This is a genomic window from Candidatus Accumulibacter propinquus (assembly GCF_056856495.1).
In genome coordinates this window covers 149,292-161,900 of record NZ_JBSEHC010000003.1, presented here as the reverse complement: position 1 = coordinate 161,900, position 12,609 = coordinate 149,292, and the positions used below count along the sequence as shown (strand labels likewise).

Here is a 12,609-nt window from a genome sequence, read left to right as displayed (position 1 = left end):
CGTCGCACGCCGATGCCAGAATCCTCCCCACGTCCGCACCTCTTCGTCGATATCTCGGCTCACGGTCTGGGTCATCTGGCACAGGTGGCGCCGGTGCTCAATGCGCTTTCCTGCCGTCTGGAAAATCTGCGGATGACCCTGCGCAGCGGTCTGCCGACAGCGACGCTGCAAGCGCGCATCAATGCGGAGTTTACCCATCTGGCGGCGAGCAGCGACTTCGGCTACGTGATGCACGATGCGATGCGCGTCGACCTGGAGGCTACCGCCCGCGCCTACCGCGCCCAGCATGCCGACTGGGATCTCCGGGTGGAGCATGAAGCGCGCCTGCTGGCCGGCCAGGCGCCGGACCTTCTGCTCAGTGATGTTGCCTACCTGCCGCTGGCCGGTGCGGCGCGCGCCGGCATTCCCGCAGTGGCGATGTGCTCGCTCAACTGGGCCGGTCTCCTGGGCCACTTCTTCGCCGCCGAGGGTTGGGCGACGGAGATTCGTCGCCAGATGCTGGCCGCCTACAACAGCGCGACTTGTTTCCTGCGACTGACCCCCGGAATGGCCATGGCCGAGCTGTCAGGGCGCCGAGACATCGGCCTGGTTGCCGCCCTGGGCCAGGACTGCCGCCAGGCGATCCGAGCGCGGTTGCGTTGTGCCGATGACGAGCGCCTGGTTTTGATCGCCTTTGGCGGCGTCAGCAAGCAACTGCCGCTGGCTGCCTGGCCACGTGTCGCGCGGGTGCGCTGGCTGGTGCCGCAAGCCTGGCAGCTTGCCCATCCGTGTGCCAGCGATTTCGAGTCGCTGGGCCGATCGTTTACCGACCTCATGTGCTCCGTCGATGCGGTGATTGCCAAACCCGGCTACGGCACCTTTGCCGAAGCCGCCTGCAACGGCACACCGGTTCTCTACGTGCGCCGCCAGGACTGGCCGGAACAGCACTGCCTGATCGACTGGCTGGAAAGGCATGGTCAGTGCCGGGAAATCAGCGAGGTCGAGCTGCTCGCTGGCCAGCTGGAGGCCGCTCTGGAAGCCTTGTGGCAGCAACCGGTGCCGCCGAGGCCGTTGCCCGTCGGCGCCGCAGAAGCGGCGGCGCACCTGTTGCCGTGGCTGCGGCGCGCTGGTCACCCGCTTGCCTTGCCCGGCAAGCACTCCCGATGATCTCGAAGAGGTCTTGCCGTCAGCACGGTAGCGGGGGGGGGGGTTACAGCGCCGGATACTTGGCGGGATCGGACATCCTTTCGAGAACCTTGCCCAGTTCGGCGATGGGTATCGATTCATCGTAGACCCCGGCGCTGACCTGGATGCCGGCGGCAAACGAAACGTCCGCCGCCAGGGCGTACGACACCTTGCGAGACAGTCGCCCGGCGCCCGGTTTCTGCCACATGTACTCGACCCAGCCGCCACGGGCTTCGTTGCCGGCCTTGCACAAATCCTTGAAGATCGGCTTGCCGGTGTTGTCGGTAATCTGCATGATCGGCTTGCCGACCAGATCAGGCCGCATCGGATGCGCGATCATCCGGTCCTTGCGACAGTCATACACGAAGACGTAGCTGTCCTTCCATACCCACTTGCTGTCCCGCTGGTTGAAGTCGGCATACGACGACGCGCCCCGGTCGTGCAGCAACCTGGCCGCGGCGCGGACCTTGGTGATCGCCTCTTCTGCCGTTGCCACTTCCGCCTCTGCCGGCGCGGCGCGGACCGCTCCGCACGCCAGCAAGAGTCCCATCCAACCCAGCATTCTCAATAATTTCATTACACTGCTCTCCTGTTGTCTCTGTTCAAAGGGATCGGGAGTGACCGCTGCAGTCACCGTTCAGTGGTGTTCGCCAGCAGCGGCAACCTCGCCTAACTGATCCAGGGCTTGCCGACCGGAAGGATATCCCGACCAAACAAATCGACGTAGATGATGTGCGCCATGATGTACCAGGCCATGGCTGCCGTTGCCATCAGCTCATAGCCAGCCACGACCGTCAGGTCGGGATAGCCGAAATGCGCCAGGTCGAGCAGAATGAAGCCGATCAGCAGCAGCGTGAACGTCAGCGCCAGCGCACTGCTTACGCGCATGGCACCAATCCACAGGATTGCAGTGAACAGCGTCCAGGCTACCAGAAACCAACCGACGTCGGTCTTGCTGGAGGGGTAGAGGTTGTAGTGGTTACCGATCAACAGCAGTGCCAGAGCGATCCAGAAACAACCGTAGGCGGTAAACGCGCAATAGCCGAAGTTGTTTCCGGTCTTCATTTCCTGGAGTCCGGCGATCATCTGTGCCAGTCCTCCGAAGATCAGCCCCAGCCAGACCACCGGGCCCAGCCCCATCCAGCCGACGTTGTGAAACTGCAGCACCATTGTCGTCAAGCCAAATCCTGCCAGACCAACAACGGCCGGATTTCCCAGCTTCTGCTCTGCCATGCACTACCCCCTGTATGATAACGGCAAATTCGGCGGCAAGCACTCCCTGCCGCCCGATGGAATTGACCTTCCCGGGCTCTGCCGGAGCGAACCCATGCCGAAGGCGAGGCGGATTGTACAGGGCGCCTTGCAGAACCGGCAAACCGGGGGCGGATGCGCGATTCCAGCCACTGCTGAAGGGAAAAGTCAATATCCTTGAGGTCTTCTTGCAGACACCGGGGCCGTGTGCCGGTCGGCCGATTGTTGGGCAGGCCTGGCCAGGCAGCGGCACGCGGCGCTCAGCGTGAACGCGCGAGATCGAAGTCGGCGCTGTTGCGTTCGTCGATGAACAGGCTGGCCGGCTCGGCGGGCTGACCATTGCGGCAGGTGACCACCACATTGGCCAGTACCTGTTTCTTCTGCAGAACCTCGACGGCGCAGCGACCATAGACGCTCTCGATGGTCGCCAGCAGATTGCGCGAGTAGGGTGTGCCGAGGGCGCTGTCGAGGATCAGGTTGGCAATCAGCAATCCCTCGGGTTCCAGCACCCGCCGCGTCGCCAGCCAGAATTCGCGAGTGACCAGATGGCCGGGGATCGAGGAGTGCGAGCCATAGACGTCCACGATCGCCGCGGCAAAGCGCTGTTCGCTGCGGATCACGAAACGGCGCGCGTCGTCGGCGATGAACTCGCCGCGCGCTGCTTCGCCAAGGAAATGTTTTTCGGCAATGCCGCGGACCGCCGGGTCAATGTCGACATAGGTGTAGTGATTACTGGGCTCGCGGTGTGAAAGCGTGAAGCCGCCGGCACCGAGAACCAGGATCCGGCGCTCACGGAAACCCAGTTCATCGAGCAGCAGGCTGCGGATGTGTCGGATATAACGGGCGTAGAGCGGCGGCTCGGAGTCGTCAATCAACGAGGCGAAGGAACTGTTGTTCTTCAAGGCGCGCCCGTTGATCGCTCCCTCGTATTGCACCGGCAACACCAGATAGCTGGCGTAGGCGGTTTCGATCTCGGGACGAAGCCAGGCATTGGCGACCCCGGTCAGACTGGCGACGGCCAGGCTGATCACCACCGTCCGCCAGCCAGGTCCGCGCAGCAGCGTGTATCCGATGACCAGCAACAGGGCGCAGAGCGCGACGGCTGCCGAAACGCCGAGCCATTGCATGACCAGCAGCGACAGCGACAGCGAACCGAGGAAGGAACCGAGGGTCGAGTAGTACAGCGCCTCGCCGCTGGCCTCGCCGGCGCGTTCGCGAAGCAGCAGGTTGGTCAGAATCGGCACGGTTTGCCCGAGCAACCAGGCGATCGGGCAGAGCACGCCGGCGACGAGGAGCAGGTACGCAAGTTCCGGCGGCCGCAGGGCCGTGAAGAGCAAATCAACGCCAATCCCTGCCAGTCCGATGCCGACGAGCAGCGCGGCGAGCAGGAAGTTCTTCGCCACCACCTCGATATACCCCTCGTCGATCTTCGCGCCGGCGTGGTAGCCCAGCGCCAGGGCGAGCAGAAAGAAGCCGATGGTTGGCGCGGTCACCACGATCGAACTGCCCAGGTGTGGAATGATCTGGCGTAGCGCGATGACCTCGGCGCCGAGCGAGCAGAACCCTTCAATGAAGACGATGGAAAAAAGCAAGAGGCGTGACATGGGCAAGGGTGGGCGTGGCGCCGGCGGAGGTGAGCCGGCACTATAACCCAGCACGGTCCCGGTCCGGAGCTCACCCGGACGCCGCAGCGCTTAGTGGCGGGGCTGCTCCAGCCAGCCGCCCTGGCCACCTGCCGCGTCTTCGCTGAGGCCTCCCGGCAGGACTTCCGGTGGCAATTGCAGGCGGTGCAGCAAGGTTTCGCGGCTGATGTGCAACAGATTCTGGACGGCGGTGAGGTCGTCCGGTATCGCCGGATCGGTCCAGCCACCGGTCGAATGGCGGGCCAGGTTTACGGCCAGCTTCACATTCTGCACTCTTTGCAGGTGGGCCTTGCCGTCGTCCATCAGGGTGGTCAGCAACTCCGGCAGGTGCCAGGCATGGCAGAGCGCCAACTGCAAGTCAGCCAGCGGAAAACCGAGGACCTCCTGTTGGGCACCGGCGCTGCGCAGCGTCCGGTCGGCCTGCAGCCGGCTGCGAATCTCGATGGCCAGATGCGGCGCGAAACACCACAGCAGGATCTCGGCGATGTCGTTCAGCAGTGCAGCGAGAGCCACCTCCTCGACGTTCATGTCGTGTCGCGCAAACGCCCACTCATGCGCATAGTGCGAAGCCCGCTGGGTGCGCAGAATCACCTGCACGACGCCAAGCAAGGCTTGCGGTTGACCACTGAGCATGGTTTCGAGCGTGCGCGGCTGGTCGAACTTGCGGAAAAACGGGTCGATGCCAAGCATCATGACCGCGCTGGCGATATTCGTGATGTCACTCTGCAGGCGGCGGTGGCTGGCTTCCTGGATGTAGGCCAGCACGCGAATGGCCAGCAGCGGATCCTGCAGCACGATATCGGTGATGTCGCGGCCGTTGACCCGGTCGATTTGCTGGCGGGCGTGGTCGAGGCGACGCGCAGTCTGGCGCAGAATCGGCATCTCCGCGCTGCTCAGGAATGTCACCCAGCCTGCGAGGTCTCTTGGCATTGGCTTGTCGCACATGGATGTCGCCTTCAAGAAGGGCGTCCGAAGAACGCGCCGGCCGGTACTTCCTGCCGTTGCACTGTGTCAAGCAAACGGGTATGGCGCTAAGAGCGCCCCAAATGGGCAAAGGTGTCGTCCTGCCATGACCGCTCACCCTGCTGACCTCTCTACCACCCGCACGCGAGGGCTGCATCGTGAGTCACTCCGCGACTCTCCTGGCAATGGTAGCCGCAGCCCCCAAACCCTGCAAGCGCAGTTCGTCACGGTCATCAGCATAATGGCCGGCCCCGGCGCCCCGTCAACGAGGGCCTCGCCCGGGATGATGCCATGGGTCCGCCGGTTAACGACTGCCAGCGGATCAGAAGCGTTCGTCCTCGCGCAGGTAGCGCCATAGGCCGGCGGGCAGCTTGCCCAGCGATACGCTGCCGATGCGTACGCGCTTGATGTCGGTCGCGCGCAAGCCCACCTGCTCGCACATGCCCTGGATTTGCCGTTTGCGGCTTTCGTGCAGAACGAAGCGCAGTTGTTGCTCGCTGAGCCAGGAAACCTGGGCACGCTGCAATTTGACCTGGTCCAGCGACAAGCCATGCCGCAGAAGTTCCAGTCCATCCGGAATCAGCGTACCCTGAACGCGTACGTGATATTCCTTCTCCAGAGGCAAATCCTTGCCCGTCAGGCGGCGCGCGACGCTACCTTCCTGGGTGAACACCAGCATGCCGCCTTCATCGTCGCCGAGCCTGCCGGCAAGTGCCAGGCCGCGCAGATGGGTGGCTTTGAAGGCCAGTGGGGTCGTGTCTTCCGCCCAGCGGTTGGCGGAACGGATCAGCGTCATCGCGGTGTCGGCGGCGTCTTCCGCCGGCCCTGCGGCCGGGTCGCAGGGTTTGTTGAACAGGATGGTGACGCTGTCGGTGTGGTGCTTGCCCGCTACTTCCCTGATCTCGATTTTCGCCCGCGGGTTGACGCGTGCCCCCAGCCTGTTGACGATCACTCCGTCCACGCTGACCCAGCCGTTTTCTATCCATTCGTCGGCTGCGCGTCGCGAGCACATGGCCAATTCACTCACCAGCTTCGACAACCGTGGCGACTCCTTGGGCAAGCCGCGCGGAGCACTGGCCGTCGTCAGCGGCGCGCTGGTCGATGTTGGCGATGCCGTTGCCGCTGGTACGGGCGCGGCCGGGGGCGTGTCCGGCAAGCGCGAGCGCAGCGGGACAGCCGGCGGCCCCTCGATCTCGGCACGTCGCGGCGCTGGCGGGGCGGCGCGAACGCCGGTACTGCGGGCAATGCCGCGCGCCGGATAAGTCTTCAGACGCTTTTCAGGGCGCTCGCCTGGCGGCCGCTCGTCGGCAGTTCCGTTCTCCAGGCGGCGGCCCGGCGAGTCGGCAGCCGTGCGTGCGGTGGCGCGGTCGGCGGTCTCACGCTGGCGTTCTCCAGGCGTTTTACGGAAGTTTGTGTTCTGGCCTGTCGGGGGCGCCTCGCCAGTCACTCTTTGAGACTGGCGCATTGTGCGTTCGCTGCTGCTCGGCACGCCGACTCTTGGCTTCGAGGTGCTTTCAGGTTTTCCGGTGGGCGAGGCCGGGGCGGCCCAACTCTCGTCGGCCCGCCGTGGAGTCCCGTGCCTGGCGGTCTGGGAGCCGCTGCGGAGTGGCTTGCGCGCGGGCGCCCTGGTGTCGCCGGGGCGCGTGGAGGGGGCAGGTTTCTTGGGCAGTTTCAGGGTCGAGCGGGGCATGGCGTGTTTTTCCCTTGCCGTGAAAGTCGGGTCAGCGACTCACGAATTGCCCCTCTCCACGGTCGTGGCAGAGGGGCTGGGGTGAGAGGGGCGATCACCAGTTGCGTGATCGGGAGTGTCTGGCGCAGTCGCGGGCGTTGCCGCGGATGCCTCTAGTTTACGCCAGAAAGCGCTGCTTTCCCGGTCGGAGTCGGCGCGTTGGGACGCTGGCGGACTCCGCCATGCCGGATTCGTCGTCAGCGCGGCGGCGGTGGCGGTGGCGCGCCGAACGGCGGTGGGGGTGGCGGCGGGGCGCCACGTGGCGGTGGAGGCACAAAGCCGGGCGCGACTGGCCTGGACACGTTGCCATCCCGCAAGGGGTAACCGGCGGGCAGCGGGACCTTGTGGCCGCGCGAGTACATGCACTGCAGGTAGTTCTGGTCGTAACGCCGCTGCAGGGTGTAACTCGATGCGTTGCCGGCAGCCACGCCGCTGGTGCTGCCAGCCAGAAGGCCAATGCCGGCACCGACGGCCGCGCCTCTTGATCCATCGACGGCCGCGCCGAGCGCTGCCCCGATCACCGTGCCGAGCGCAGCACTGGCGACACCGGCATCAACGGCGGCAGACTGCGGGGTTCTTGGCCCGATCGCCTGGCTGGCAAAATTTCTGCACATCGCGTCGTCGGCCCGGAACTGTTCGAAGCGCTGCCCTGACCCGGGCAGGACCATCACGCTGGGGCCCTCCGGCGGCAACACGATGCAGGCGCTGAGGATGAGCGCCAACAGCGGCATCGAGCGACATATAGCCGAGGCGTCGGCGCTCACGGCCGGCGCTGCGCGGCGGCCGCAGTATGGCTGGTCTGCTTCCGGAAGCCTGTTCATCGACGTCCTCACGGTAATGATTATGTCCTGCTCGGTTGCTGTGAAAGCCACCTGACTGCGCTCTCGGCATGGATAGATAAATAACGCAGCAGACGTGGAAAGGCTGACGCGGGTGGCACGGATCCCTGGCGCAGGGCGGACTCTTGCCGGTCGGCGACTAACCGCTGTTGGCCAGTTGTTTCATCAGCCAAAGCACATGCTGTTGCCGCCCGCTGTTTCTGGTACGCTGTTGTACGCAAAGGGTAGTGGTTCCAAGGGCAGGCGAAGTTCCGGCGAGGTTGCCTTTCTTCGAAGTTCTGGCCCTGACCGCTGCCCGGGCGTCACGATGTTATTGCCGTAAACTTGAATGGAGGGGGCTGCCGGGCGGCCCCTTGTACTTGCCGGACGCGGTTCCCCTGCCGCTCCGGAAATCGACCGGGAACTGACTGCCGCATGCCAAACTATCCGGAAAGCGCCGTCGGCAACCTTGCCGACCTTGAGGAGGGACAGGTCGCTCTGTCGCGATTTATCGTGCAGCGTGACACCGGTCTCTTTGTGAACCTTTCGCGCCTGGAGTCGGCCAGTGATCTGATCGATTTCGTCAATCGCGTGTTCGCGACAGATCTCTACTTCCGGGCTCTCGATTACCCGCGACTGATATCTCTGTGTTACGACGACGCGACCAGCCGGGGCCGGCCGGCCGGCGAAGAGTTCTTCCTGGCGGCCGACATCACGGCCTTTCGGCCGGAACGTCAGGCACTCTACAAGGCGTTGCGCATCGAGGGGGGGGAGGCGGCTTATCTCTTCGAACCGCTGTATCGTGCATCGGATCCCGAGCAAACCCTGTCCGGCGGCGCCGAAATGGGCCATGCGGCGCCCGTACCCGGTCGGCAGAAGTCATCCGAGACACGCATTGAACTCGATATCGATGAATTCATCGCCGCCGCCTGGACCAAGGGTGTGTGCTTTGGCATCGACCTCGCAGCGGTAGATGAAGGCATGCAACTCGACAAGCCGGAGTGGCGAGTGGTTGCCCGGAGCCGACCATACGTGCCGGGAAAGGATGCCGAAATCATCGAGCAGACTCCCGGCCTGCGTCGCAACAACGCGCCGCGTCGGCTGCTTGGCGATCGTGTCGATCTGCGCCAGTTCGAGACGCGTTATCCGCAGGTCGCGGGCGGCGTACGTCTGGTGAAGAAGACGCCGCGCACGCCTGGGGTGGATGGCTGCGCCATCACCGGCCAGCCGTTGCCGGCACCGCTGCCCAAGGATCTCGATCTGGAGTGCCTGGCCGGTCCCGGCACACGCGTCAGCCGAGAGGCGGACGGTGAATACCTGGTGGTGTCTTCGTCCGGTTTTCTGAATATCGACCGGGATACCAACCAGTTCTCCGTAGTTGACAAGATCGTCAGTCATGAAGGCGTCAGCGTGCGCACTACCGGCGATCTCTGGTTGACCGGCGAAGTTTACGAACAGCACGGCGAGATCCAGGAGAAACGCATCGTTCAGTGCCGCAGCATCACCGCTTACGCGGATGTCTTCGGCAGGATCGTCTCGACTGGCGGTACCGTCTGTCTGAAACGGAATCTGGTGGGTGGCAGCGCCAGCAATGAGGACGGGGACATCATCATCCAGGGCACGGCTTCCGGTGCGACGCTGATTGCCCACCAGGGTTCGATCGATGTGAAGCGGGCCGACAATTGCGTGATCATCGGCCGTCGGGTGGTCGTCGGGCAGGCCAGGAACTGCGATATCGTTGCCGATGAGGTGAGCCTCGACATCTCCGAAGCCTGCGCAATGGCAGGCAAGACGATACGCGTGCGTATTGCCCGTGCGCGGCGCGAACTCGACAGCGTTCTCCTGGTGTTGGTGCCCGACCTGTCGAGTTACGAGGTACAGATTACCGCACTGCACAAGAAACGTGCAGCGCTGGAGAAATCGATTGCCGGCTACCGCGCCCGGATCGACGCCTTGCGCGGCGAGAACGATGTTGCCAAGTATCTGTTGCTCGCCGGCAAACTGCGAAACCATGAACTGACCCTGAGTCCGGAACAGCAGGTGGGCTGGCGCAGGCTGGCGGCACTGGTCGCTCCTGTCGTGCGCACCCTGGTACAGCTCGGAGAAGTGGTCAACGAACTGTTGGCTGAGTCGAATGCGCTGAGCGAGCAAGTCAAGGCGGTCATCGACGCCAGGGAGGAGTCATGTAGCGGCGTGATGTGCGCCGTCGAGAAGGTTGAAGGCGAAACACGTGTCAGTGCCGTCATGGTGCGGCTTGCTGACTCCCCGCTGAGTGCCCTGCCGGGCAAAGACTTGAAGGTACGCTTGCGCCGCACCGACGCGACGACCAAGCTGCTCTTTGCCGGTGTGGGTGGGCACTTCGAGTGGTCCTATCGCACGCCGCCGAAATAGCGGCGGCACAGGCACGGCCGGCGGAGGTGACGCCCGCCGCCCTCAGCCTTCGGCCACGCGCCTGCCGATGTGTTCAAGGGCCTCCTCGATCTGGTCGATCAGGACCAGGCAAAGATCGCCGGGTTGCAATTCGGCCAGAGCCGTATCGATGGCCAGGAACTCGCCACGGATCTCCCGGATCTCCGTTGTTCGTTTGGCGTTCTTCAGGCCCTCCTGCAGCAGGGCAAGCACTTCCCCATCCGCTCGGCCTCGCTGGCACTGGTCCTGATAGAGCACGACCCGATCGAAGGCGTGCCCCAGAATTTCCGTCTGCTGGCGGATGTCCTCGTCGCGCCGGTCGCCGGCGCCGCTGATCACCACCGAGCGCTGGCTGCCCACGCTTGATGGCAGGTTGTCAATGGCGTCGACCAAAGCCTGAATGGCGTCCGGGTTGTGGCCGTAGTCGGCGATCAGCGTCGCGCCCCGATACGAAAAGACGTTGAAGCGCCCCGGCGCGTTTTGCGCGTCGTTCACGAAACTGCGCAGGCCGGCGTGCGTTGCCTCCCAGGAAACCCCGAGCGCCCAGGTGGTGGCAGTTGCCGCCATGGCGTTCTCGACCTGGAAACCGATGGCACCGTGTTGCGTGAGCGGAATGTCGGCCAATGCGATACGGTGTTCGACACCCCCTCCGGAAGCGACGATCGAGTCGCCGTCACGATACACGACACGCTTCCGCTGTGCGCGGTGCATGGCCATCACCGGGTGATGGCGGTCGGCAGCAAAAAAGGTGACGCTGCCCGGGCACGAATCGGCCATCCGGGCGACCATCGGATCGGCCGCATTGAGCACCGCAACGCCGGTCCCGGGCCGGACGTTCTGGACGATCACACGCTTGACTACCGACAGATCCTCGACGGTGCTGATGTAGGAAAGTCCCAGGTGGTCACCCAGACCGATGTTGGTGACCACCGCCACATCGCAGCGGTCGAAGCCAAGCCCCTCGCGCAGCACGCCGCCGCGTGCCGTCTCGAGCACGGCGGCGTCGACGTCGGGGTGGAGCAGGACATTCTTGGCGCTCTTCGGGCCGCTGCAGTCCCCGGTATCGATGCGTCGGCCCTGAATGTACACGCCGTCAGTCGTGGTCATCCCGACCCGCAGACCGCTCTGCCCAATAATGTGGGCGACCAGCCGGACCGTCGTCGTCTTGCCGTTGGTGCCGGCGACGGCCACCAAGGGGATGCGGGCGTCGTCGCCAGGCGCAAACATGTTGGCGACAATCGCTTCTCCCACCGGCCGCCCCTTGCCGAAGGACGGCTGCAGATGCATGCGCAGTCCCGGCGCGGCATTGATTTCGACGATGCCGCCACCCTGGGCCTCAAGCGGGCGAAGGACGCTGTCGCAAACGACATCGACGCCGGCGATATCGAGGCCGATGGTCTGTGCCGCGGCCACCGCCTGCGCCGCGAATTCGGGATGGACATCGGCGGTGACATCGGTTGCCGTGCCTCCCGTCGAGAGATTGGCGTTGTTGCGCAGTACCACGCGCTGACCTCTCGCTGGCACCGATTCCGGAGCCAGCCCCGCATTCGCCAGGCGCGCCAGGGCCAGGTCATCGAGTCGGATACGGGTCAGCGAGGTGGCGTGGCCTTCGCCGCGGCGGGGATCGCTGTTGACCCGCTCGACCAACTGGCCGATGCTGTGTACGCCATCACCGATGACCAGCGGCGGGTCGCGGCGGGCGGCGGCGATGAGTTTGTCGCCGACGACCAGCAAACGGTAGTCGTGGCCCGGCAGGAAACGCTCGACGAGCACTTCGTCGCTGACTTCGAAGGCGATCGCGTAGGCGGCTTCAATCTGTTCGCGGGTGCCCAGGTTGACGGCCACGCCCTTGCCCTGATTGCCGTCCTGCGGTTTGACGACCACCGGGCAGCCGATTTCGCAGGCCGCAGCCCATGCGTCCTCGGCACTGAGGACGGGCCGGCCGCAGGGAACCGGAACGCCGGCTGCGTGCAGGAGGATCTTGCTCAGTTCCTTGTCCTGAGCAATCGATTCGGCGACGGCGCTGGTGGCATCGGTCTCGGCAGCCTGGATGCGACGCTGCCGGCTGCCCCAGCCAAACTGCACCATGCTCCCTTCGGTCAGTCGTCGGTAGGGGATATTGCGTGCCGTCGCCGCATAAACGATGGCCCCGGTGCTTGGGCCCAAGCGCAGATCTTCGTCGAGTTCGCGCAGGCGGTCCAGCGCCTGGCCAAGTTCGAACGCCTTGCCTTCGACCGCAGCCTTGCAGAGATCCTGCGCGAGTTCGAACGCCAGGCGACCAACAGCTTCTTCGCTGTATTCGACGACCACCTGATAGATGCCCGTTTCAAGGGTTTGCGCCGTGCGGCTGAAAGTGACCGGACAGCCGGCCTGAGCCTGCAGGCCGAGCGCAGCGAACTCGAGCGCCTGCGCCATCGATACGGCTTCATCATGACCGGCAGGCCCGAGCATGGCCAACTCGGGAAAGCGCTCACGCAGACGGGTTTCGAAACCCGGGATGCTGTCGATGCTGCGTTCGTCCTCGGCGCAGTAGATAATGGCCTCGATCGCTGTGTGGCGGCTCCACAGATTGGGACCGCGCAGAGCGCGAATTCGCGATACTTGCATGGACAGTTTCCTCTTTCGGATTCAG

At 64.6% G+C, this 12,609-nt stretch carries 10 protein-coding genes; 3 read left to right on the top strand and 7 right to left on the bottom strand.

The genetic code is table 11. The annotated features are described in order from the left end of the window. The first annotated feature begins 12 nt into the window (after positions 1–12). A complete protein-coding gene (locus tag AC15MQ_RS06925) occupies positions 13–1,146 on the top strand; it encodes a hypothetical protein (RefSeq protein ID WP_483079729.1) in 1,134 nt (377 codons plus the stop codon). Between the two features lie 43 nt (positions 1,147–1,189). Here AC15MQ_RS06925 and AC15MQ_RS06920 read toward each other — a convergent pair whose 3' ends face one another. The 6 genes from AC15MQ_RS06920 to AC15MQ_RS06895 all read right to left on the bottom strand — a co-directional run bounded on the left by AC15MQ_RS06920 (position 1,190) and on the right by AC15MQ_RS06895 (position 7,418). Beyond that, positions 1,190–1,741 (bottom strand): cache domain-containing protein, encoded by a 552-nt coding sequence (locus tag AC15MQ_RS06920; protein WP_350497275.1) that lies wholly within the window; start codon positions 1,739–1,741, stop codon positions 1,190–1,192. A gap of 92 nt (positions 1,742–1,833) precedes the next feature. After that, the gene (locus AC15MQ_RS06915; protein WP_287652307.1) at positions 1,834–2,397 is read right to left on the bottom strand and encodes an acetate uptake transporter; all 564 of its coding nucleotides are present in this window, start codon (positions 2,395–2,397) and stop codon (positions 1,834–1,836) included. Positions 2,398–2,675: 278 nt separating this feature from the next. Next, complete coding sequence (locus AC15MQ_RS06910) at positions 2,676–4,019, bottom strand: fused MFS/spermidine synthase (protein ID WP_287667192.1); 1,344 nt, start codon at positions 4,017–4,019, stop codon at positions 2,676–2,678. A 90-nt stretch (positions 4,020–4,109) separates the two neighbouring features. Continuing rightward, the gene (locus AC15MQ_RS06905; protein ID WP_287654963.1) at positions 4,110–4,940 is read right to left on the bottom strand and encodes an HDOD domain-containing protein; all 831 of its coding nucleotides are present in this window, start codon (positions 4,938–4,940) and stop codon (positions 4,110–4,112) included. Between the two features lie 403 nt (positions 4,941–5,343). Then, complete coding sequence (locus AC15MQ_RS06900) at positions 5,344–6,486, bottom strand: pseudouridine synthase (RefSeq protein WP_483079728.1); 1,143 nt, start codon at positions 6,484–6,486, stop codon at positions 5,344–5,346. A gap of 461 nt (positions 6,487–6,947) precedes the next feature. Next, positions 6,948–7,418: a glycine zipper family protein gene (locus AC15MQ_RS06895; RefSeq protein WP_332337752.1), complete on the bottom strand. Its 471-nt coding sequence runs from the start codon at positions 7,416–7,418 to the stop codon at positions 6,948–6,950. Between the two features lie 43 nt (positions 7,419–7,461). Between AC15MQ_RS06895 and AC15MQ_RS06890 the strand changes: the two genes are divergently transcribed. Both AC15MQ_RS06890 and AC15MQ_RS06885 read left to right on the top strand, forming a co-directional pair. Next, entirely contained in the window at positions 7,462–7,626 is a 165-nt protein-coding gene (locus AC15MQ_RS06890) for a hypothetical protein (RefSeq protein ID WP_287667188.1), read from the top strand. A gap of 377 nt (positions 7,627–8,003) precedes the next feature. Further along, positions 8,004–9,959, top strand: a complete 1,956-nt coding sequence (locus AC15MQ_RS06885; protein WP_483079727.1) for a flagellar assembly protein A — start codon at positions 8,004–8,006, stop codon at positions 9,957–9,959. A 42-nt stretch (positions 9,960–10,001) separates the two neighbouring features. Here the strand turns inward: AC15MQ_RS06885 and cphA are convergent, their stop codons facing one another. Continuing rightward, on the bottom strand, positions 10,002–12,584 hold the full coding sequence (gene cphA / locus AC15MQ_RS06880) for a cyanophycin synthetase (RefSeq protein ID WP_287654960.1): 2,583 nt from the start codon (positions 12,582–12,584) through the stop codon (positions 10,002–10,004). Between the last annotated feature and the right edge of the window lie 25 nt (positions 12,585–12,609).

Bases quoted from the DNA above. Each gene is read 5' to 3' on its own strand.
- AC15MQ_RS06925 (WP_483079729.1), top strand. From the start codon at position 13: ATGCCAGAATCCTCCCCACGTCCGCACCTCTTCGTCGATATCTCGGCT.
- AC15MQ_RS06890 (WP_287667188.1), top strand. From the start codon at position 7,462: ATGAGCGCCAACAGCGGCATCGAGCGACATATAGCCGAGGCGTCGGCG.
- AC15MQ_RS06885 (WP_483079727.1), top strand. From the start codon at position 8,004: ATGCCAAACTATCCGGAAAGCGCCGTCGGCAACCTTGCCGACCTTGAG.
- AC15MQ_RS06900 (WP_483079728.1), bottom strand. From the start codon at position 6,486: ATGCGCCAGTCTCAAAGAGTGACTGGCGAGGCGCCCCCGACAGGCCAG.
- AC15MQ_RS06910 (WP_287667192.1), bottom strand. From the start codon at position 4,019: ATGTCACGCCTCTTGCTTTTTTCCATCGTCTTCATTGAAGGGTTCTGC.
- AC15MQ_RS06895 (WP_332337752.1), bottom strand. From the start codon at position 7,418: ATGGTCCTGCCCGGGTCAGGGCAGCGCTTCGAACAGTTCCGGGCCGAC.
- cphA (WP_287654960.1), bottom strand. From the start codon at position 12,584: ATGCAAGTATCGCGAATTCGCGCTCTGCGCGGTCCCAATCTGTGGAGC.
- AC15MQ_RS06915 (WP_287652307.1), bottom strand. From the start codon at position 2,397: ATGGCAGAGCAGAAGCTGGGAAATCCGGCCGTTGTTGGTCTGGCAGGA.
- AC15MQ_RS06920 (WP_350497275.1), bottom strand. From the start codon at position 1,741: ATGAAATTATTGAGAATGCTGGGTTGGATGGGACTCTTGCTGGCGTGC.
- AC15MQ_RS06905 (WP_287654963.1), bottom strand. From the start codon at position 4,940: ATGCCGATTCTGCGCCAGACTGCGCGTCGCCTCGACCACGCCCGCCAG.